Annotated in this window: 22 protein-coding genes; 3 read left to right on the top strand and 19 right to left on the bottom strand. The window is 67.3% G+C overall.

Annotation, left to right across the window (positions count from 1 at the left end; translation table 11 throughout):
• Window positions 1–39: 39 nt before the first annotated feature.
• From cheZ to fliE, 19 genes are all read right to left on the bottom strand, one after another.
• Window positions 40–684, bottom strand: a complete 645-nt coding sequence (gene cheZ / locus AC1RVW_RS22520; protein ID WP_081266204.1) for a protein phosphatase CheZ — start codon at window positions 682–684, stop codon at window positions 40–42.
• 1 nt (window position 685) lies between these two features.
• The gene (cheY, locus tag AC1RVW_RS22515; protein ID WP_172839779.1) at window positions 686–1,081 is read right to left on the bottom strand and encodes a chemotaxis response regulator CheY; all 396 of its coding nucleotides are present in this window, start codon (window positions 1,079–1,081) and stop codon (window positions 686–688) included.
• 31 nt (window positions 1,082–1,112) lie between these two features.
• Entirely contained in the window at window positions 1,113–2,138 is a 1,026-nt protein-coding gene (locus AC1RVW_RS22510; protein ID WP_253819748.1) for a protein-glutamate methylesterase/protein-glutamine glutaminase, read from the bottom strand.
• Between the two features lie 56 nt (window positions 2,139–2,194).
• Entirely contained in the window at window positions 2,195–2,869 is a 675-nt protein-coding gene (gene cheD / locus AC1RVW_RS22505; protein ID WP_493202596.1) for a chemoreceptor glutamine deamidase CheD, read from the bottom strand.
• Window positions 2,866–3,732 (bottom strand): CheR family methyltransferase, encoded by an 867-nt coding sequence (locus AC1RVW_RS22500; protein WP_106937137.1) that lies wholly within the window; start codon window positions 3,730–3,732, stop codon window positions 2,866–2,868. Before AC1RVW_RS22500 ends, cheD begins: the two co-directional genes overlap by 4 nt.
• A 62-nt stretch (window positions 3,733–3,794) precedes the next feature.
• Window positions 3,795–5,102 carry an EAL and HDOD domain-containing protein gene (locus tag AC1RVW_RS22495; protein ID WP_493202594.1) on the bottom strand — a complete coding sequence of 436 codons (1,308 nt, stop codon included), beginning with the start codon at window positions 5,100–5,102 and terminating at the stop codon, window positions 3,795–3,797.
• Window positions 5,103–5,121: 19 nt separating this feature from the next.
• Complete coding sequence (cheA, locus tag AC1RVW_RS22490; protein ID WP_409196077.1) at window positions 5,122–7,209, bottom strand: chemotaxis protein CheA; 2,088 nt, start codon at window positions 7,207–7,209, stop codon at window positions 5,122–5,124.
• 51 nt (window positions 7,210–7,260) lie between these two features.
• Window positions 7,261–8,160 carry a flagellar motor protein MotB gene (gene motB / locus AC1RVW_RS22485; protein ID WP_081271446.1) on the bottom strand — a complete coding sequence of 300 codons (900 nt, stop codon included), beginning with the start codon at window positions 8,158–8,160 and terminating at the stop codon, window positions 7,261–7,263.
• A 36-nt stretch (window positions 8,161–8,196) separates the two neighbouring features.
• The gene (motA, locus tag AC1RVW_RS22480) at window positions 8,197–9,057 is read right to left on the bottom strand and encodes a flagellar motor stator protein MotA (RefSeq protein WP_081271447.1); all 861 of its coding nucleotides are present in this window, start codon (window positions 9,055–9,057) and stop codon (window positions 8,197–8,199) included.
• A 64-nt stretch (window positions 9,058–9,121) separates the two neighbouring features.
• A complete protein-coding gene (gene flhC, locus AC1RVW_RS22475) occupies window positions 9,122–9,709 on the bottom strand; it encodes a flagellar transcriptional regulator FlhC (RefSeq protein WP_081271448.1) in 588 nt (195 codons plus the stop codon).
• On the bottom strand, window positions 9,706–10,092 hold the full coding sequence (gene flhD, locus AC1RVW_RS22470) for a flagellar transcriptional regulator FlhD (RefSeq protein WP_106937134.1): 387 nt from the start codon (window positions 10,090–10,092) through the stop codon (window positions 9,706–9,708). Before flhD ends, flhC begins: the two co-directional genes overlap by 4 nt.
• 325 nt (window positions 10,093–10,417) lie before the next feature.
• Entirely contained in the window at window positions 10,418–10,717 is a 300-nt protein-coding gene (locus tag AC1RVW_RS22465) for an EscU/YscU/HrcU family type III secretion system export apparatus switch protein (RefSeq protein ID WP_493202590.1), read from the bottom strand.
• Window positions 10,714–12,039, bottom strand: a complete 1,326-nt coding sequence (gene fliK, locus AC1RVW_RS22460; RefSeq protein WP_493202588.1) for a flagellar hook-length control protein FliK — start codon at window positions 12,037–12,039, stop codon at window positions 10,714–10,716. The genes AC1RVW_RS22465 and fliK overlap by 4 nt, the downstream gene beginning before the upstream one ends.
• Window positions 12,040–12,069: 30 nt before the next feature.
• Window positions 12,070–12,402: a flagellar protein FliT gene (locus AC1RVW_RS22455; RefSeq protein ID WP_081271460.1), complete on the bottom strand. Its 333-nt coding sequence runs from the start codon at window positions 12,400–12,402 to the stop codon at window positions 12,070–12,072.
• Window positions 12,403–12,442: 40 nt separating this feature from the next.
• Window positions 12,443–12,862 carry a flagellar export chaperone FliS gene (fliS, locus tag AC1RVW_RS22450; protein WP_081271450.1) on the bottom strand — a complete coding sequence of 140 codons (420 nt, stop codon included), beginning with the start codon at window positions 12,860–12,862 and terminating at the stop codon, window positions 12,443–12,445.
• Between the two features lie 39 nt (window positions 12,863–12,901).
• The gene (gene fliD / locus AC1RVW_RS22445) at window positions 12,902–14,344 is read right to left on the bottom strand and encodes a flagellar filament capping protein FliD (RefSeq protein ID WP_081271451.1); all 1,443 of its coding nucleotides are present in this window, start codon (window positions 14,342–14,344) and stop codon (window positions 12,902–12,904) included.
• A gap of 61 nt (window positions 14,345–14,405) precedes the next feature.
• Window positions 14,406–14,732 carry a flagellar protein FlaG gene (locus tag AC1RVW_RS22440; RefSeq protein ID WP_493202586.1) on the bottom strand — a complete coding sequence of 109 codons (327 nt, stop codon included), beginning with the start codon at window positions 14,730–14,732 and terminating at the stop codon, window positions 14,406–14,408.
• Window positions 14,733–14,938: 206 nt separating this feature from the next.
• A complete protein-coding gene (locus AC1RVW_RS22435) occupies window positions 14,939–16,594 on the bottom strand; it encodes a FliC/FljB family flagellin (RefSeq protein ID WP_106937131.1) in 1,656 nt (551 codons plus the stop codon).
• Window positions 16,595–16,774: 180 nt separating this feature from the next.
• Window positions 16,775–17,095: a flagellar hook-basal body complex protein FliE gene (fliE, locus tag AC1RVW_RS22430; RefSeq protein ID WP_081271454.1), complete on the bottom strand. Its 321-nt coding sequence runs from the start codon at window positions 17,093–17,095 to the stop codon at window positions 16,775–16,777.
• 293 nt (window positions 17,096–17,388) lie between these two features.
• Between fliE and fliF the strand changes: the two genes are divergently transcribed.
• Genes fliF through fliH form a run of 3 tightly spaced genes read left to right on the top strand, consistent with a single transcriptional unit; the run spans window position 17,389 to window position 20,921 of the window.
• The gene (fliF, locus tag AC1RVW_RS22425; protein ID WP_493202584.1) at window positions 17,389–19,134 is read left to right on the top strand and encodes a flagellar basal-body MS-ring/collar protein FliF; all 1,746 of its coding nucleotides are present in this window, start codon (window positions 17,389–17,391) and stop codon (window positions 19,132–19,134) included.
• Window positions 19,127–20,125 carry a flagellar motor switch protein FliG gene (gene fliG, locus AC1RVW_RS22420; RefSeq protein WP_081271455.1) on the top strand — a complete coding sequence of 333 codons (999 nt, stop codon included), beginning with the start codon at window positions 19,127–19,129 and terminating at the stop codon, window positions 20,123–20,125. The genes fliF and fliG overlap by 8 nt, the downstream gene beginning before the upstream one ends.
• The gene (fliH, locus tag AC1RVW_RS22415) at window positions 20,112–20,921 is read left to right on the top strand and encodes a flagellar assembly protein FliH (protein ID WP_493202581.1); all 810 of its coding nucleotides are present in this window, start codon (window positions 20,112–20,114) and stop codon (window positions 20,919–20,921) included. Before fliG ends, fliH begins: the two co-directional genes overlap by 14 nt.

Raw genomic sequence — 20,921 nt, 5'->3', positions numbered from 1 at the left:
GCCCTGCAGTTCGGCCAATGAAGCAGGGCCGGGCGGGCTCTAGAATCCCAGGCTCTCCAGCAGGTCGTCCACCTGGGCCTGGTCGGTCACGGCCTCGGGGTTGCCGGGCTTGACCTGCGGGCCGTTCTGCAGGCTATGGGCGGCTTCCTGGCGCTTCTCGGGCGGGGAGTTGTCGATCAGCACCTGGAGCAGCTGCGTCTCCACGTCGTTGACCACTTCCATCATCTTCTTGATGACCTGGCCGGTCAGGTCCTGGAAGTCCTGCGCCATGAGGATTTCCATCAGCTGCGAGTTGATGGCGCTGGCGCGATCGGGCACCTCGTTGAGGTAGCCGCGCGTGTCCAGCACCAGCTCGCGCGCCTGGTCGAGCTCGAGCGGGTTCTCGAACCACTGGTCCCAGCGCTTGCTCAGGCCCTTGGCGTCGCTGGCCAGCGCTTCCTGCAGCGGCTGCGCCACGTCGATGGCGTTGAGCGCGCGGTGCGCCGCGCGCTCTGTGGTCGCCGCCACGTAGCTCAGGCGGTCGCGCGCGTCGGGAATGGCCTGGGCGGCCTTGGCCACCTGCTTGTCCAGACCCAGCTCGCGCAAGCCTTCGCGCAGCTGGCGCGTGAGCTGGCCGATGCGCCCGAGCAGTTGTTCCGCGGTGTTGTTGGTGGAGTCCGCGGCCACCGATGCGTCCTGGCTCATGTCAGGCCGCCTCTTTGGCCAGCTTCTCGAAGATCTTGGTGATCTTCTCTTCGAGCGTGGCGGCGGTGAAGGGCTTCACCACATAGCCGTTGGCGCCCGCCTGCGCGGCCGCCACGATGTTTTCCTTCTTGGCCTCGGCCGTGACCATCAGCACCGGGAGCTTCTTGAGCTCGGGGTCGGCGCGGATGGTCTGCAGCATGGTCAGGCCGTCCATGTTCGGCATGTTCCAGTCGGACACCACGAAGCCGAAATTGCCGCCGCGCAGTTTCTCGATACCGGCCGCGCCGTCCTCGGCCTCGTCGACGTTGAGGAACTCCAGTTCCTTCAGCAGGTTGCGCACGATGCGGCGCATGGTCGGGAAGTCGTCCACAACCAGGATTTTGATGCTCTTGTCGATCACGATATTTCCAACTCCAACAGGTCGATTTTCAAACTCGGTTCGCACGTTCGCCGAACGTGCGAAGGTGCGCCAGAACCCGGCGACTCACTTCACTCAGGGGGGATACGTCGTCCACCGCACCCAGCGCGATGGCCTCGCGCGGCATGCCGAAGACCACGCAGCTGGCCTCGTCCTGCGCCAGCGTGTGGGCGCCGGCGCGCTTCATGCGCAGCAGGCCCTCGGCGCCGTCCTTGCCCATGCCGGTCAGGATGATGCCGATGGCGTTCTTGCCCGCGTACTTGGCGGCCGAATCGAACAGCACGTCGATGGACGGGCGGTGGCGGTTCACCGGCGGCTCCTGGTCGAGGTGCGCCACGTAGTTGGCGCCGCTTCGGCCCAGCGACAGGTGAAAGCCGCCCGGCGCGATGTACGCATAGCCCGGCAGCACGCGCTCGCCGTGCTCCGCTTCCTTGACGTTGATGCGGCACAGGCCGTCCAGGCGCTGCGCGAACGAACGCGTGAAGCCGGCCGGCATGTGCTGCGCGATCATCACCGCGGGCGAGTCGGGCGGCAGCGGCTGCAGCACCTCGCGGATGGCCTCGGTGCCGCCGGTGGAGGCGCCGATGATGATCAGCTTCTCGGTACTGAGCAGCGGGCTGCGCAGCAGCGATTCCTGCGGCGCGTCGGCCGGTGACTTGGCCGCGGCCGCGTGCCGGCTCGGCAGCAGCCGCGCGCTGGCGGCCGTGCGGATCTTGCCGGCGATCAGCTCGGTGTAGTTGAGCAGGCCGTCGCGCACGCCCAGGCGCGGCTTGGTCACGAAGTCGATGGCGCCCAGCTCGAGCGCGCGCAGCGCGATCTCCGAGCCCCGCTCGGTCAGTGAAGACACCATGACCACCGGCATCGGCCGCAGGCGCATGAGCTTCTCGAGGAACTCCAGACCGTCCATGCGCGGCATTTCGACGTCGAGCGTGAGCACGTCGGGGTTGGTGACCTTGATGAGGTCGCGCGCCACCAGCGGATCGGCTGCAGTGCCCACCACGGTCATGTCGCTCTGGCTGTTGATGATCTCGGTCATCACGCTGCGGATCAGCGCCGAATCGTCGACGCACAGCACTTTTATTTTCTTGACGCTCACCGGTTTCCTTTGATGGCGGCCAGGGGCGCCATGCGGGCGCCCGGGGCGTTGCTTGTTTTCTCCAGGTCGGGCACCGCGCGCAGGCCGGACAGACTGCGCAGCAGTTCGCCCTCCTCGCGCTGGATCGACCGGACTTCCGTCTGCGCGCGCAGCTTGCGCACGATCGCCTTGCCGGTGGCCGGCATGAAGTACACGCGCCGCGCGTGCGGCCCGCGCAGGTCTTGCGCGGCGACCTCGATGCGCTCCGTGCGCAGATAGCGCAGCACGAAGTCCGCGTTGCGGTCGCCGATGTTCAGCGTGGTCATGTTGGCCAGCACCGCGCCGCCGCCGAACACCTTGGCCTGCAGCCGGTCGCGGCGAGCGCCCGCGCGCACCAGCTCGCGGATCAGCACGTCCATCGCGTAGGTGCCGTAGCGCATGGAGTCGACCGGGTCGCGCATGCCGGACTCGCTGTCGTCGGGCAGCATGAAGTGGTTCATGCCGGCCACGCCGGCCTCGGCGTCGTGCAGGCACGCGGCCACGCAGGAGCCCAGCACGGTGCTCAGCACGGTGTCGTCCGTTGTCACGTAGTACTCCGACGGCAGCAGCTTCACCGCCTTGTGGCCGACGTCGCGGTCGAAGTAGTGGTGGGTCGCCACCGAATCCGGCGCGCTGGGGCTGGTGTTGCTCATGCCGCGCCCGGGGCGCGCGTGCGCGCCAGTTCGTACACCGTCTGGCCCAGCGACTTGAACGCCTGGTTGACCAGCGACGCGTTCTCCGAATGCCCGGCGAACAGCAGACCGTTCGGCTTGAGCAGCGGCACGAAGCGGTCGAGCACCTTCTTCTGCGTCGGCTTGTCGAAATAGATCATCACGTTGCGGCAGAAGATCGCGTCGACCGGCTCCTTCACGGACCAGGCGCTGTCCAGCAGGTTGAGCCGCGAGAACTTCACCAGCGCGGCCACCTCGGGGCGGATGCGCACCTTGCCCGCATTGGCGCCGGTGCCCTTGTTGAAGAAGCGCCGCAGCCGCTCCGGCGACAGCCGCGCGACCTGCTCGGTGGTGAACACGCCGGCCGCGGCCTTGGCCAGCACCGCCGTGTCGATGTCGGTCGCGATGACGCGCGCCGAACCCGCCTTGTCGCCCAGCGCCTCCATCAGCGTGATGGCGATCGAATACGGCTCCTCGCCGGTCGATGCGGCCGCGCACCACACCGTCACCGGCTGCGGCATCTTGCGCACATGCGCGGCCAGCGCCGGAAAGTGGTGCGCCTCGCGGAAGAACGATGTCAGGTTGGTGGTCAGCGAGTTGATGAACAACTGCCACTCCCCGCCGTCCGCGCTGGACTCCAGCCAGTCGAGGTACGTGGAGAACTCGGGGAGCTGAAGCTCCCTCAGGCGACGCGAGAGCCGGCTGTACACCATCTGCCGCTTCTGGTCGCCAAGGGCGATGCCAGCGCGGCGATGGATGAGGGTCCGGATTCTCGAGAAGTCGCTATCGGTAAAGAGGAACTCGTTATTCACAGCCAGCCTGGAAGCATGGCTTTCAATGTACATACCGCTCCCCGTTTCCAATGGAGCGATCAGATGCACAAAAGCCCTGCACTTTCAATGTCATGTCAGGGCCCCGCCGCGGCCGGACTCGCGTCCTGGGACCACACCAGCGCCGAAAGTTGCGCCGCGTTGACCTGCGCCGCGCTGAGGAAAAGAGCCTCGGCCAGGCGCGGGGCCTGGCCGTCGTCCAGCTCGCAGCTCTCGGCCAGCGCCACGAAGGGCCCGTAAAGGCCGCCGCGCGACAGGATGGCCTGCTGCACCGACTCGGTGAGCTGCACCTTGCGCAGCACGCCTTCCATCGACACGCCCAGCAGCTGGTCGAGCAGCGAGAACATGCCCGCCACGAACAGGTTGTCGGATTCGCTGGGCGGCAGCATGCCCTGCCCCATCAGCTCGACGAAGCGGCCGCGCACGATGGCCTTCTTCATCATGAACGGCGAGCTGGCCTTGTTGCTGGTGGCCAGCAGCAGCGACAGCCAGCGGTACAGCGGCGAATAGCCGAGCATGGCCACCGCATGGCGCAGCGAATGGATCTCCACCGCCATGCCGACCGAAGGCGAATTGATGTAGCGCAGCAGCCGGTAGGTGAGCGCCGCGTCGTGCTTGAGCGCCGCCTCGATGACGCGCACGTCTTCGTTGCGCTGGATCATCTGCATGAGCTGCACGATCAGCAGCGACTCGGGCTGCAGGGCGTCGTCCACGTCGCGCACCGGCGGATTGCGGAACGCGCCGTCGATGAACACGTTCACGCGCCGCGCGGCGCAGGCATCGAATTCCTTCCAGGTGTTCACGCGGGGCGCCACCAGCTCGACCGGCGGATTGCCCTGCTGGGTTTCCTGGCGCACGCGCACCACGGTCTCGGCGTCCAGCGCGTCCACCTCGAAGTGGGTGACGATGGCGCGCAGCTCGGGGTCTTCCGGCAGCGCCGCGGCGCCGCGCAGCATGAAGCCGAAGCCCTGTTCGCGCAGGAACAGCAGGATGGAGCGCAGCTCGGCGTCCATCAGGTCTTCCTTGGCCATGCACAGCACCACGCTCTGCGCCGGCAGCGACTGCAGTTCGCTCTGGAACAGCGCGTCGACCGAGACATCCACGAACAGCAGCATGGCGCCGAGCTGCCAGCCGCCGTCCTCGGGGTTGAGGTGCAGCGCCGCGGTGTCCATCAGCGCCTTGATGCCGGCGCCCGCCTGGGCGGCCGCCTGTTCGCCCGCCGGCCGCCAGGCCAGCCGGTAGCCGGTGACGCGCCGCTGCGCGTCGAGCAGCATGGCATAGGCCACGTGGCCGTTCGCGGCGGCATCCTGGCCGCGCGCGGCTTCGGTGCCGTCCGCGCCATCGGCGCCGCCGGAACCCGAACGTCTGAAGAAGTCGAAACGCATTCAGCTGTCTCCGTGGGTCTCAGAGCGCGATGGCGTCGGCCCTCCGGGAGGCTCCCGCCAGGGCAGCCGCGCTCGCGGCTTGCGCGCGCTGGATGCGTGGCATGGCGCCCACGTCGATGATGAAGGCCACGCTGCCGTCGCCGAGGATGGTCGCGGCCGAGATGCCGGGCACCTTGCGATAGTTGGTTTCCAGGTTCTTCACCACCACCTGGTGCTGTCCGAGCAGTTCGTCGACCAGCAGCGCGAAGCGGCTGTCGTCGGCCTGCACGATCACCAGGATGCCCTGCGTCGGATGCGTCTGCGCGCCCGCCACGTCGAACACGCGGTGCAGTTCGATCAGCGGCAGGTATTCGCCGCGCACGCGGATCACGTGGCCATCGGCGGTGATGGAATGCAGGTGCTCCGGCAGCGGCTGCAGCGACTCGATCACGTAGCTCAGCGGCAGGATGTAGGCCTCGTCGCCCACCTTCACCGACATGCCGTTCAGGATGGCCAGCGTCAGCGGCAGCACGATGCGCGTGGTGGTGCCCTGCCCACCGCGCGAGTGGATTTCCACATGGCCGCCCATTTCCTGGATGTTGCGCTTGACCACGTCCATGCCCACGCCGCGGCCCGAGATGTCGGTCACCTGCTCGGCGGTGGAGAAGCCGGGCGCGAAGATGAGTTGCCACACCTCCTCGTCGGGCATGGTCTCGCTCACCGCCATGCCCTGCTGCATGGCCTTGGCCAGGATGCGTTCGCGGTTGAGGCCGGCGCCGTCGTCGCTCACCTCGATCACGATGTTGCCGCCGTGGTGCTGCGCCGACAGCAGCAGCTGGCCGGTGGCGTCCTTGCCCTTGGCCAGGCGCACTTCGGGCGTCTCGATGCCGTGGTCGAGGCTGTTGCGCACCAGGTGCGTGAGCGGGTCGACGATGCGCTCGATCAGGCCCTTGTCGAGCTCGGTTTCCTTGCCGTAGGTGTCCAGGCGCACCTGCTTGCCCAGCTTGGCGCTGACGTCGCGGATCACGCGCGGGAAGCGGCTGAACACGTAGTCCATCGGCATCATGCGGATGGACATGACCGATTCCTGCAGGTCGCGCGCGTTGCGCTCCAGGTGGCCGAGGCCGCTGAGGAAGCGTTCGTAGGCCACCGGGTCGAGCATGGTCGCGGCCTGCGTGAGCATCGACTGCGTGATGACGAGTTCGCCCACGAGGTTGATGAGCTGGTCGACCTTCTCCACGTCGACGCGGATGGAGCTGGATTCCTTGGCGGCGGACGCCGCGGCGGGCGCTGCCGCCACCGGCGCGGGCGGCGCGGCCTGCACAGCCGGCGCGGCGGCGGCGACCACGGCCGGCGGCTTGGCGGGCGCCTCGGCCGGTGCCGCCGCCGCGGGCTCGGGCGCCGCCACGGCGCCGGCCGCTTCGCGCGTGATGTCGATCTGCGATTCGTCGATGACGAAGCAGCACACGGCGACGATGTCGTCGGGGTCGCAGGTGGTCTCGAGCAGCACCGTCAGCTGGTCGTTGGTGCGCGTGCGCGACACCACGTTGCCGAGGTTGGAGAGTTCGCCGGCGAGCAGGTCGCATTCGCTGTCGGAGAGGCGGGCGAAGCGGATGCGCAGCACGCCGTCGCCGGCGGGGGCGGCGGCCTCGGCCGGCGCCGCGGCGGGCGCGGGTGCGGGAGCCGCTGCGGGCGCGGGGGCCGCCGCCGTGGCGGCAGCGTGCGCCGCAAGGCTTTCGTCGCCGCTTTCCAGCGCGAGTTGCTGAAGCACGCCGCAGATGTGCGCGACCATGTCAGGGTTCGGCTCCTGGCCGGCCTGGTATGCGGTGAGTTGTTCTTGCAAGGCGTCCTTCGTTTCCAGAAATGCATCGATCATTCGACCGTTCAGGCTCAGCTGCCCGTGGCGGGCGCGGTCCAGAAGCGTTTCGAGCACGTGCGTGGTGTTGGTCAAGGCGGTGAAACCGAACGTCGCCGCACCGCCCTTGATGGAGTGCGCGGCGCGGAAGATGGCATTGAGCTGCTCGCTGTCGGGAGCATCGACGTCGAGCTCCAGCAACAGTTGCTCCATCTCCGCGAGAAGCTCGATGGCTTCGACGAAGAATGCCTGGGTGAATTGACTGAGGTCCATCTCGTTGCTCCGGGCCGGCGCTGGCGCCGTCCCCTTGGGTTGTCTGCGTTGTTATTCCGTCGTCGCCGCGGCCTTGGGCGCGCTGTTCGCGGGAGGCAGCTTGCCGACACGCGTGCTGCTGCCGCCGTCGCTGCTGTTCTCGCGCTCGATGCGTTCCTGGGTCTTGTGGTTGAGCAGGATGATGCTGATGCGCCGGTTGATCGGGTTGCGCGGGTCGGCGCGGTCCAGGTGCATGCTGTCGGCCAGGCCGATCACGCGCAGCACCTTGCCCTCGACCATGCCGCCGGCCACGAGCTCGCGGCGCGAAGCGTTGGCACGGTCGGCCGACAGCTCCCAGTTGCCGTAGGTCTTGTCGTTGGTGTAGACGATGGCGTCGGTGTGGCCCGACAGCGTGAGCTTGTTGGGCAGGCCGTTGAGCACCGGCGCCAGCTCGCGCAGGATGGCGCGCATGTGCGGCACCACGCGGGCGCTGGCCAGCTCGAACATCGGGCGGTTCTCCGTGTCGACGATCTGCAGGCGCAGCCCCTCGGTGGTGATGTCGATCAGGATCTGCGAGCGGAACTGACGGAACACCGGGCTCTTCTCGATCAGCTCGTCGAGCTGCTTCTTCATCGCGGCCAGGCGGTTCGCGTCGGCTTCTTCCTCGGCGTCGGACTGCTTGACCTCGCCCTCGACATGCATCACGTCGGCGCCGCCGCCGGGGATCATGCTGGAGCTCAGGCTGGCCTTGTCGCCGCCGTGCATCGCCACGCGCAGCGGCATGCGGAAGTGCTCGGCAATGCCTTCGCGCTGCTTGGGGCTGGAGATGGACAGCAGCCACATGACCAGGAAGAAAGCCATCATGGCCGTCATGAAGTCGGCATACGCGATCTTCCAGCCGCCGCCGTGATGGCCGCCGCCCCCGCCCTTGTGGACGTGCTTGATGATGATCTGGGGCTTGCCTTCGCTCATGGTCGCTCGCTTGTTCGCTCTTCTCTGGGCGGGGCGTCAGCGCGCCTTGACCTCGCGGACGTGGTCGTCCAGCTCGGTGAACGACGGGCGCTCCGTCGAGAAAAGCACCTTGCGGCCGAACTCCACCGCAAGCTGCGGCGCGTAGCCATTGAGGCTGGCCAGCAGCGTGACCTTGGCGCACTGGTAGATCTTCATGCCCTCTTCCACCTTCTGTTCGACCAGCGTGGCCAGCGGCGACACGAAGCCGTACGCCAGCAGCACGCCCAGGAAGGTGCCGACCATCGCGTGGGCAATGAGCGCGCCCATTTCCGAAGGCGGCAGGTCGGCCGAGGCGAGCGCGTGCACCACGCCCATCACGGCGGCGACGATGCCCAGCGCGGGCAACGCGTCGGCCACGCGCGAGAGGCTGTGGCCAGGCACTTCGGCCTCGTGGCGGATGGTCTCGATCTCGTGGTCCATGAGCGCCTCGATCTCGTGCGCGTCGGTGTTGCCGCTGATGACCAGGCGCAGGTAGTCGCACAGGAAGACGGTGATGCCCTCGTGCGCCAGGATGTTCGGATAGCGCAGGAAGATTTCGCTCGAGCCCGGGTCCTCGACGTCGGCCTCCAGCTTCATCATGCCCTCCTTGCGGGCCTTGGCGAGCAGCTCGTACAGCAGCGCCAGCAGGTCCATGTAGAGCTGGCGGTTGTGCTTGGAGGAGCGCAGCAGCAGCGGCAGCTCCTTGATGGTCGCCTTGATGGTCTTGCCGTTGTTGCCGGCAATGAAGGCACCCAGCGCGGAGCCGCCGATCATGAGCAACTCCACCGGCTGGAACAGGACGCCGAAGTGCCCGCCCATGAGGGCATAGCCCCCGAACACGGCACCGATCACCACGAGATATCCAACCAGAACCAGCACGCGCTTCCCCTATCGCCCTTGGGCGTCAAACCAAAAACCCCGTGCCGTGGCGCAGGGTGCCTACCTAGACCGCGCCCCCGATGTCGAGCACCGGTCCCACGGAGATCAGTCCGCCCCGCCGCACTTCGGCGACCTTGGGCTTTCGTGCCTTGCCCGCGCGCGAAGGCGGACGGCACAGGACACACACATAACCGTTCTTGTTGTCGTGCGCATGCGCCACGAAGTGGCCGCCGCACCGGCAGCAGGTGCTCAGCTGCAGCATGTCGCTGTCGAAGAAACGCACCATCGTCTCGGCGCGGGTGAAATCGAGCACCACCTCGCCGCCCTGCGAGCCGACCTGCTCGGTGTAGAGGCGGTAGGCCTTGATGAGCGCGGGCAGTTCGCTCTCGTCCGCCTCGTCGAGCATGAAGCGGTAGATGTTGTAGAACATCGACGAGTGGATGTTGGCCAGCCAGGTCATGTACCAGTCGGTAGAGAACGGCAGCAGGCCCTTGGGCGGCGAGACGCCCTTAAGTTCCTTGTACAGGCGGATCAAGCGCTCCCGGCTCAACGCGACGGCAGCTTCCAGGAACTGCAGGCGGGCGCCCAGCCCGATCAGCTCGACAGCGAGTTGCACCTCTCGGACTTCGCCAAGGACGCTCTTGCGGGTCATGCGGCCGCCGCTCCAGGTTCGCGCATCTGCGATGCCGATGCCGCCTGCGACTGCGCCTGGCGCGCGGCCATCAGGATCGACATGTGCGCCTGCTGGAGCGCGGGCTCCTTGCCTTCGCCGACCACCGCGAACATCGGCCTGTCGTCGAGCCTGAAGCTGCACAACAGGAAGTTGGATGCAGCCAGCTTGACGATCTGGCTGAGCGACATGTTCGCCAGCAGATCGGCGAGTTCGCGCCCCACTCCGAGGCGAAACATGGCCTCTGCCCGGTCTTGTTTGACCAGCTTCTGGGCAAGCAGCATATAGGCCAGATTAATCTCGCCGATTTCCTTCGAAATCACACCGTTTGCACTGGGATTGCAATTTTCCACGTCTATTTCCATTTCCGATTTCACGTCCACTCCGTGCTCCAATCAATCGTGTATACATTATATACACAAAGTTTTACACTTTGAAGTATCTGCTAAGAATCTCGGCAAAAAATGTAGGAAAAATCTGACAACAGCGAAGGGTCTCTCCCTCGTACAGAGAGGGAATCCACGTTGGACGCGAGCGGTTCCCGGCACTGAAACCAAGTGTTACCGAGAGCCCTTTTCGTCCATAATTCATTCATCTTGCAAACCGTATTGAAAAATACTATTACATGTGTAACATGTGAATTTGAGGTTAATTATTTGAGTGCTGCATAAATGCAGCCATTCGAATAGATCATGTTTCGATTTGGTGTCCGGCGTGCGATTCGCCCTGACTTTCCAGGCCATAGATCCATGCCATCACTTCGGCAACCGCTCGGTAGAGCTGCGGCGGGATCTGCTGGTCGAGGTTGACCTGCATCAGGAGCCTCACGAGGTCCGCGGACGCGTGCACATACAGCCCGTTCTCGCGCGCCTGGCGCATGATCGATTCGGCGACCACGCCGTAGCCCTTGGCCACGACGACAGGCGCCTTGGTCTTGTCCGCATACGACAGCGCGACCGCGCTGTTGCGGTTGGCAGGCGCGCCGTTCATGCATGGGCCTTCGCCGTGACCTGCAACTGCTGCAGCTGCAGGCCGGCGGCCTCGAAACGCTGTGTCAGCCGGCCGGCGTCGTCCCGCAGGCGCGCCATGGTGTCGGCCTCGCGGGCGGACAGGTGTGCCTGCACGCTGGCGCCCGCCAGGCTCAGGCGCAGGTCGACCTCGCCCAGGCGCGGCAGCACCAGCGACACGGTGGTCGACCAGCGGCGCGTGGCCTCGTCTTGCGGATCGGCGCCGCCACGCGCGTCGGGCTGGCGCTGTTCTTCCTCGATCGACCATGACATCGGCACATCGGGCCAGGCCTGCCCGCTCCAGCGGAAATTGGCGCTGGCCAGCAGATCGAGCTGCTGGTGCACGAGCGCCACCGCTTGCGGATGGATCACTTCGGCGCTGTTCGCGCTGCGCGAAGCAGGCGGAGCGGCCTGGCTGTCGGACTGGCGCGCGGCTTCCGCCTGGCTCGCGCGATGCGCCTGCATGGCATCGGCAGTCGCGGCGCCAGGCTGGCGATAGGCCGCCTGCACGCGGGCGGCATCGGCGGATGGCGCGGCGTCGGCCGCGCCAGAAGCGTCGCTCTTGCCGGGCATACCAGAAGGTGCGGAACCATCTGGATTCGGTTTGGCATCAGCCGTCGCAGCGGCCGTGGCGGGCGCATTCGGCACCAGCGCGCCGGGCACGGCGGCCGGCGTCTGTGCCGCCGCGGCAGCGGGTGCTCCGGCAGCCGCCGGCATCGCAGGCGCCATCTCGGGTATGTCGGCCAGCACGGCTTGCGCCACGGCAGCTGCAGCCGCAGCCGCAGCCGCCGGTCTGGCGGCAGCGGTGGCCAGCGGCGCCGACCACTTCGCCTGCGGCTCCTGCGCCATCTGCGCCAGCGATCGTCCGCCCGCGGCGAACTCCGCGAGGTGCGACTCGTAGAAGAGCCCGCTGTTCGACACCGTCTGCGCCAGCGTGCCCGCCAGCGCCTGGGCGCTCGCGGGCTGCCGGGCCGCCGACAACGGCGCGGCGCCGCGCACCGGCCCCGGCTCCGCCTGCAGGTCGGCCAGCACGGCGCCGATCACGCGCGCCGCCAGCGAAAGCTGCGTCGCGGCCGAGGGCCCCGCGCCGGAAGACGCATGCGCCGCCCCGCCCGGGCTCCCGGCCGGAATCTGCCGGTCGAGCGCCGCGTTGGAGGGCAGCCGCACATCGTTCGCGACCTTGCCGACCGCAATGGCCGGGCCCGGCGCACCGATGGTGGTCTCGGGCTTGATGCCGAGCACGTCCAGCCGCGGCGTCAGCCGGGCGGCCAGCAACGCATCGACAAGTCCGGCAAGTGCACTCATGGTCGCGACGCTTCTTTTCTCAGGCAGCCATCAGTGCGTCAGCCCGTAGGCCCTGCCCAGATTCTTCTGCTGGCTGAGATAACCCATGCGGCTGATGAGCTCATCGAGCTGCGGCTTGATCAGTTCCGACACCTCGGTCTGCTCGGCGCGGATGCGGTCGAGCAGATACAGGACCCGCTCCACTTCCACCGCCTCCAGCGTCCCGATGGGCTCGATGACCTTGAGCCGGTCGACGATGGCCGAGCAACGGGCCTCGAGCTCGGGCAGCCGGCCCCAATCCTTGTCGCGTGCGAGTTCCAGCATCAGAGAGACGCTGGAGGCAAGCTCCTCGTAGCAATGAACGATCTCACTCCGGACTACCATCTTTTCCCTGTCTTTCCCTGTCTTCAATTGCTGTCGCGGATCAGCCGCGGGCCCGGTCATCGATTTCCCGCCAGGCGGAAGCGATGTTCTCGAGCAGCCGGTCGGCCTCGTCCAGGGCCTGCACGTCGTTGTGCAGGTTGGCCCGGAACAGACGCTGGACGATGTAGTCGTACAGCGCCGACAGGTTGCCCACGAGTTCGGCACCGGCCTCGCCGGCTGCCTGTGCATCGAGGCCGGCCTTCAGGCCGTTGTCCACGATGCCGATGGCCTTCGAGATCGCCTTGCCCTTGGCTTCGATCTCGCCGGCCGCCATGTGATGCCTGGCCATGCCGATGGCGGTCTTGGCGCCGTCGAAAAGCATGACGATGAGCTGGTGCGGCGACGCGCTCATCACGCTCGTTTCCACGCCGACGCGCGCATAAGCGCCGGCGCCGGTGCGCATGTTGTGAGAGGTGTACATCTGCGGTTGCTCCGGATGGGTCTGCGTCTTCTGCGCCGCTTACTTGCTGCTCTTGGTCAGCGCGTCGAACTGCTGCGTGAGGTAGCTCTTGGTGTTGTTCAGCTTGCCGATCAGCACGTCGAGCTGGTTGAACTGCTTGCGGTAACGGTCGACCGTGGAGTCCACGCGCACCTGCATCGCGTCGTACTGGTCGTCGAGCTTCTTGATCGTCGAGGTCACGCCGTCGCTGGCCACCTTCAGGGCGTTGGCGTTGAGGTCGGTCACGATCGCGTCGATCTGCTTGCCGTAGCCGCCCGTGCTGCCGGTCGCGCTGGAGAACAGGTTGGCCACGCCCTTCAGGTTGGCGCCCAGGGCCTTGTCGAGCTTGTCGGAGTCCACGGCCAGCGTGCCGTCCTTCTGGAAGGCCACGCCGATCTCGGTGAGCACCTTCATGTCGTTCACGCCGCCGGCCTGCGGCGTGGTGAGCGCCTGGCGGATGCGCGTCTGCAGGTTGCGCAGCGTGCTGTCGCCAACCAGCGCGGCGGCCGTCTTGGTGGTCGCATCGTAGGCGGTGAGCGTCTTGGCGGTGCTCTGCAGGCTGTTGTAGGCCTTCACGAAATCGTTGATCGCCGTCTTCACGCCGGCCGAGTTCTCCTTCATCGCCAGGCCGGTCTTGCCGGTGCCCACCAGCGTGAGCGTGGTGCCCTGGATGGCGTCCTTGACGGTGTTGGTCGCGCTGGTCACGTCGATGCCGTTGACGTTGAGCTTGGCGTTCTGCGCCGCCGCCGTCTGCTTCAGGTTCTGCGTGCCGGCCGGGTCGTTGTTCAGCAGGCCCTGCAGCGCCGCGTCGCCGTCCACCGAAATGCGCATGCTCGACTTCTCCCCGGTCGCCGTGGAGGTCAGCACCAGCCGGTTGGGCGCGCCGCTGCCGTCGCTCACGATCGCCGCGGTCACGCCGGCGTTGGCGTCGTTGATCGCCTTGCGGATTCCTTCGAGCGTGTTGTTGCTCGAATCGATGGTGATCGACTTGGCGGGCTGGCTCGCATCCGCGGTGAAGGCGGCGCCGGTGTACTGGCCGGTCGCGGCATTGAGCGTGCCGCCGGTGATGGCGCCGAAGTCGATGGTGATCTTGCCGCTGCCGATGGCGGTCTTGGTATCGACCTGGCCCGCGCTCACCAGGGTCTGCGCCTGCGCGAGCTGCGACACGTCGATGGTGTAGCTGCCGGCCGAGCTCACGTCGGTGGAAGACGCGGAAAGAATGCCGCTGACCGTGGGCGTGCCGGTCACGCTCTGGAAAAGCGTCGGGTCGCCCAGCTTCTTGGCGGCCGCCTGCAGCGTGCCGAGCGCGCTCTGGATCGTGCCGTAGGCCGACAGCTTGCTCGTGTAGCTCTTGGCCTTGGCCTGCAATGCCACCAGCGGCTGGCTCTCGGCCGTCTCGAGTTTCGTGAGCAGGGTTGCGAGGTCGAGATTGGCGCCGACGCCGAGACTGGTGATGGTTGCCATGTGATTGCTTTCCTGTCGTGTAGTTGATTGCCGTCGCTGGAGAAACCGGTGTGCCGCGGCCTCAGGCCGCGTGGTCCACCAGGAGGCCTTTGCCGTCGCTCATCAGCTTCGCCATGCGCACGACTTCTTCATTGGGGATCTGGCGGATGACCTCGCCGCTGGCGCGATCCACCACCTTGACGATGACCTTGTCGGTGTCCTTGTCGACCTCGAAGCTCAGGCCAACCTCGCGAAGCGAGAGCGCCTTGTTCACCTGGCGCACCGCCTGCTCCACCTGCACCGGCGTCGCCTGCTCCTTCGCGTCGTCCTTCTCGGCGGTGGCCGCGCCGCGCGCACCCGCACCCGCAACGTCACCGAGGAGCAGTTGCGTCCACTGGCTTTCTTTCACGGAATTCGCCGGCACGGGGTTCAACATCATTTCCACCTTGTCTTGCTGGGTTCGCTGTGCTCTGCGGCCTCGCCTGTCGGGGCATGGCCGCAGAGGACAGCGCAGGCGGCTCCGGCTTGCCCCGGTTGCCTGCGCCCACCGGACCCCACCCTTGCGGGAGGGGCCCGGCTTTTCCTTGCTGTTGCTGGCTAACTAGGCCTTGTCGATCAACGCAGGAGCGACAGCACGCCTTGCGTGGTCTGGTTGGCTTGCGACAGCACCGAGGTACCTGCTTGCTGCAGGATCTGGGCGCGCGTCATGTTCGACACTTCGACCGCGTAGTCGGCGTCCTGGATGCGCGAACGCGACGACGACAGGTTGGTCACCGTGGTGCCGAGGTTGGCGATCACGGAGTCGAAACGGTTCTGCACCGCGCCCAGCGAGCCGCGCAGCGTGTCGACCTTGGCCAGGGCCGCGTCCAGGGCAGCCAGCGGGTCGGTCGTCTTCGTGCCCTTGCTGGTCGTGTCCGTGGTCAGCTTGCCGGCCGAGTTGATGTATGCCGTGGCGCCGACCTGTGCGGCGTACTTGCCGGTACCGGTCGTCGAGGCAACGGTCACTTCGCCGTTGACCGCGTTGACTGCGTAGTCGGTGGTGTACGACGCGGTCTTGGTCATTTCCTTGTCGTTGTCCATGTACGTGTCGCTGGACAGGCCACCGGCCGCAGCGAACGTCACGGTCGAGGCGAAGATGCCCTGGCCGAGGTTGACAGTGGAAGCAGCGCCGGCAACGGCGGTCTTGACGTCGTCCTTCGACACCGTCTTGGTGTACGTGAAGCCCGAGTTGGCGCCAGCAGCGAAGTTGTAGGTCGTGCCGTTGAGCTTGATGCTCGAAGCGCCGGCGCCGGTGTCGGCACCGCCGAACAGCGTTGCAGCGGTGGCAGCCGGGGGAGCGCCGACGTTGTTGGTCGTCAGGTTGCCGCCGGAGATGTAGGCAGCCTGGCCGCCGATCGTGATCGCGCCGGTGCTGTCGACTTCGAAGTTCGTGGAGCCGCTGGCGCCCGTGAACGTACCGGAGAACTTGTTGCCGGCCGTCGGCAGCAGCGTCGCGGCGAAAGCCGTGGTGGGCGCGCCGGTGGCGACCGTGGCGGTCGTCGTGAAGTTGCCGGCGGTAGCGTCGTACTTGTAGGTGGTCGCACCCACGACGGCGGTGTTGCCGTCCTGCATGGCGTCGACTGCCTGCTCGGCCGTCACCTTGGCGAAGCTGGTCGTCACGGTGTAGGGGCCCGTGCCGGTGGCGCCAGCCTTGGTCAGGTCGTTGACGTTGGCCTTGACGTTGGCGGAAACGCCCTTGCCGTTGACGTTGAAGCCGTCCAGGCCCAGGGTCTTGGCGCTGATTTCCTGCAGGTCGATGTCGATGGTTTCGCCATCGTTCGCGCCGACTTGCACGGTCAGCTTGCCGGCGTTGGCCGACAGGACCTTCACGCCGTTGAACTGGGTCTGTTCCGACACGCGGTTGATTTCGTTCAGGCGCTGGGTGATTTCACCCTGGATCGAGTCCAGGTCGGTCGCCGAGTTCGTGCCCGTGCCGGCTTGCACCGACAGTTCGCGGATGCGCTGCAGGTTGTTGTTGACTTCGGTCAGCGCGCCTTCGGTCGTCTGAGCGATCGAGATGCCGTCGTTGGCGTTGCGCGTTGCTTGCGTCAGGCCCTTGATGTTGGCCGTGAAGCGGTTGGCGATGGCCTGGCCGGCTGCATCGTCCTTGGCGCTGTTGATGCGCATGCCGGACGACAGGCGCTCGATGGCGCTGTTCAAGGCCGACTGCGACTTGTTCAGGTTGTTCTGCGTGAGCAGAGAAAGGCTGTTCGTGTTGATGACTTGCGCCATGTTCGACTCCTGATTGATGAAAAAAGGTTGTGGACTCCGGCTTTCGGCCGTAACGCTGGACCCGCTTCCACTGTGAGACTCAAGCCATCGTTGATTTGGTTATCGGCCGGAGCTTTCAAACATTTAGGGCGGCGCACAAAAAAGTTCACCAGGGCCGCCGGGGGCCACAACCTCCCGCCATCAGGCCTGCAGGCTCATCACCTCCTGGTAGGCGCCCACCAGGCGGTTGCGCACCTGCAATCCGGTCTGGAACGCCACGTTGGCCTTCTGCAGGTCGACCATCACGTCGTTGAGCGCCACGCCCGGCTTGCCCATTTCGAAGGACTCGGCCTGCGCATAGGCGCCTTGCTGGGCGTTGCTGATGTTGGCGAGCGAGCGCTTCAGCTCAGCGGCAAAGCCGCCGCCGGCCTCGGCGGGCGCGGCGCTCGCGGGCGCGATGCCGGTATTGAGCGCGGTGACGCGCATCTGCTGCAGGACGGATTCGATGGCGCTGATCGACATGGCTGGGTTCTTTCTCTTTGAACACTTCTGCGTGACTTGACAAGGAGGGACCAAAGCCCCTCGGCCGGCACGCAGCGTATCAAGGGAAGACCCGGATTCAAGCGCCCAACTGAGGGCAAAAACCCCGGCTGTTCGACCGATCGAATTCCTTGCGTCTGTTGACAATCGTTCGCGAAACGAACAGGCCGCGGACGACATCACCGGCCACCCGGAATGACATCTCAACACCGAATTTCTTCTCTCGACATGGCTCTCGACCCCTGCGGCCGCCCGGCCATGACCAAGGTGCCCGCATGAGCACGGCGGCACCCGCCGGCGAGCCGCCGGCGGCCGGCAACGGCCTGCCACCGATCCTGGAACGCCTGCGCGCGCAGCCGAAGCTGCCGCTGATCGTCGGCGGCGCGGCCCTGGTGGCTGCGGCCGCCGCGTTCGTGCTGTGGAGCCGCACGCCCGACTACAAGGTGCTCTATACCAATGTGTCGGACCGCGACGGCGGCGCGATCATCGCGTCGCTGCAGCAGATGAACGTTCCCTACAAGTTCGCCGATGGCGGCGGCGCGATCCTGATCGCCGGCGACAAGGTCGCGGAAACGCGCCTCAAGCTCGCGGCCCAGGGCCTGCCCAAGGCCGGCGGCGTCGGCTTCGAACTGATGGACAACCAGAAGTTCGGCACCAGCCAGTTCGCCGAGCAGATCAACTACCAGCGCGGGCTGGAGGGAGAGCTGGCGCGCTCCATCGAATCCATCGGCAGCATCGAGTCGGCCCGGGTGCACCTGGCGCTGCCCAAGCCGTCGCTGTTCGTGCGCGACCAGAAGAAGCCTTCGGCCTCCGTGGTGCTGAACCTGATGCGCGGGCGCAGCATCGACGAAGGCCAGGTCAGCGCCATCGTGCACATGGTCTCCAGCAGCGTGCCCGACCTGGACGCCAAGAGCGTGACCGTGGTCGACCAGCGCGGCAACCTGCTGTCTTCCGCACGCGGCACCGAGCGCGGGCTGGACGTGAGCCAGCTCAAGTATGCGCAGGAGATCGAGCAGAACTACATCCGCCGCATCGAGGCCATCCTGCAACCCATCGTGGGCGCGAACAACGTGCGCGCCCAGGTCGCGGCCGACATCGACTTCTCGGTGGTCGAGCACACCGACGAGAAGTACAAGCCCAACCAGGACCCGTCGCAGGCCGCCGTGCGCAGCCAGCAGTCGAGCGAGTCGGCGCAGCACAACGGCGCCCCGCCCGGCGGCGTGCCCGGCGCCCTGACCAACCAGCCGCCGGTGAACCCGACGGCACCCATCGTCGGCCCGCGCGCGCCCAACGCCCCCGGCACGCCGCCGCCCGGAACGCCAGGTGCGCCCGGCACCCCCGGCGCCCAGGGCGCCCAAGGTGCGACCACCGCCTCCACCGCGGGCGCGGCCACCGGCCCGAGCAGCACCCGCAAGGACACCACCACCAACTACGAACTCGACCGCACCATCCGCCACGTGCAGCAGGCCGCCGGCGGCGTGAAGCGGCTGTCGGTCGCGGTGGTCGTGAACAACCGCGACGCGGTCGATGCCGCCGGCAAGGTCAACAGCCGCGCGCTCACGCCCGCCGAGCTGGAGCAGATCCGCAACCTGGCGAAGGAAGCCATGGGCTTCAGCCAGGACCGCGGCGACTCGCTCAACGTGGTCAACAGCGCCTTCGCCCGCGACGCCGACAGCGGCCCAGCGCCCGAAGTACCGTTCTGGCGCGACCGCGAGAACATCGAGATCGGCAAGACGGTGGGCCAGTACCTGCTGTATGCGCTGATCGCGCTGTTCGCCTGGCTGGCCGTGCTGCGGCCGCTGACGCGCCGCCATGCGCCCGCCGCGCCGGCACCGGCCCCCGTGGCCGCCGTCGAGCCGGCCGCCGCGCCCGACCCCGACACGCCGTCCGCCGAGGAGAGCCTGCGCGAACGCGAGGCCAGCCGCAAGAAGGCCGACATGGACTATGCCCACCAGCTCGCCGACAAGGATCCGAAGCTGGTGGCCGCCCTGATCCAGCACTGGATGAACACCGATGAGTAGCGAACTGGGAACCCGCAAGAGCGCCATCTTGCTCATGGCGCTGGGCGAAGACCGCGCGGCCGCCGCATTGCACCAGCTGCCCACCTCCGAGGTGCAGGCACTGGGCCTGGCGATGTCCAAGCTGACCTCCGTCTCCAAGGAGGAGCTGGCATCCGTGCTTGCCGAGTTCCGCGAGGAGACCGAGCAGCTGTCGGCCCTGCACCTGGGCTCCACCAGCTACATCCGTGCCGTGCTGAAGAAGGCACTGGGCGACGACCGCGCGAGCAACCTGCTGGAAGACATCCTGCAGCCCGACGAGCCGCGCGGCGGCATCGAGCGCCTCAACGAACTCGAGGCCGGCGAGGTGGCCGAGCTCATCCGCGACGAGCATCCGCAGATCCTCGCGACGCTGGTGGTTCACCTGGACCGCATGAAGGCTTCCGAAGTGCTGGAGAAGCTGCCCACGCGCCTGCGCCACGACGTGATCATGCGCGTGGCGACGCTCGGCGGCGTGCAGCCCTCCGCGCTGAAGGAGCTGACCGACGTGCTGACCGAAATGCTCGCGGGCCAGGGCGTGCGACGCAGCCGCCTGGGCGGCGTGCGCGCGGCGGCCGAGATCGTCAACCTGATGAGCACCGCGGTCGAAGAAGAAGCCATCGCCCACGTCCGCGAGAAGGACGAGGCGCTGGCACAGCGCATCGTCGACGAGATGTTCGTGTTCGAGAACCTGCTGGGCCTGGAAGACCGCAGCATCCAGCGCCTGCTCAAGGACATCGAGTCCGACTCGCTCATCATCGCGCTCAAGGGCGCGCCGATGGAGCTGCGCGACAAGTTCCTCAACAACATGTCGCAACGCGCCGCCGAGACGCTGCGCGAGGACATGGAATTGCGCGGCCCCGTGCGCGTCTCGCAGGTCGAGACCGAACAGAAGGCCATCCTGCAGGTCGCCCGCCGTCTGGCGGAGGCCGGCGAAATCGTGATTGCGGCGCCTGGCACCGATGACTTCGTCTGACACCACCCGCGCGTTCGGCGAATCGCGCGAACGCCTCGCCGCCATCCAGGCCGCCGCGCGCCACGCGGCCGCCGCCAGCGTTCCCGCGCTCTCGGCATGGGAGCGCTGGGAAATGGGCACGCTCGACGGCGGCAAGACGCCCGACCGGCGCAAGGCCACCGAACGCAATGCCCACGGCAATGCCAACGGCAGCGCCCTGCCGCCCGCGCCGCCGCCCGCACCCAAGATCGACCTGGCCGAGCTGGCCCGCATCCGCAAGGACGCGCGCGCCGCCGGCGAAGCCGAGGGCCGCGCCGCGGGCCTGGCCGAAGGCCGCAAGGTCGGCCACACCGAAGGCCTGGCGACCGGCCTCGCCGCCGCCAGCGTGCACGCTGAACGCCTGCGCGCGCTGGCGCAGTCGCTGCCCGATGCCCTGCGCCGCGCAGAGAGCGAACTGGCCGAGGCCGTGCTCGCGCTTGCGCTCGACGTGGCGCGCCAGGTGGTGCACCGCACGCTGAAGACCGAGCCCGAATGGGTGCTGCCGGTGGTGCGCGACCTGCTCAACACCGAGCCCGCGCTGCGCGGCGAACCGCGCCTGCTGCTGCACCCCGACGACGTTGCGCTGGTGCGCAACAGCCTGGGCGAGGAGATCGAGGCCGCCGGCTGGCAGATGCGCGCCGACGACCACATCGAACGCGGCGGCTGCCGCGTGCAGTCCGCCAACGGCGAGCTCGACGGCACGCTGCAGACCCGCTGGAAGCGCGTGGCCGCGGCCGTGCGCGGCACGGGCGACGACGGCGAAGCCGAGACCTTCTGA

The sequence above is a fragment of the Variovorax sp. MPBD4-3 genome, from assembly GCF_058809745.1.
The sequence above is the reverse complement of the archived record's forward strand: the minus strand, read 5'-3'. Positions and strand labels throughout refer to the sequence as shown.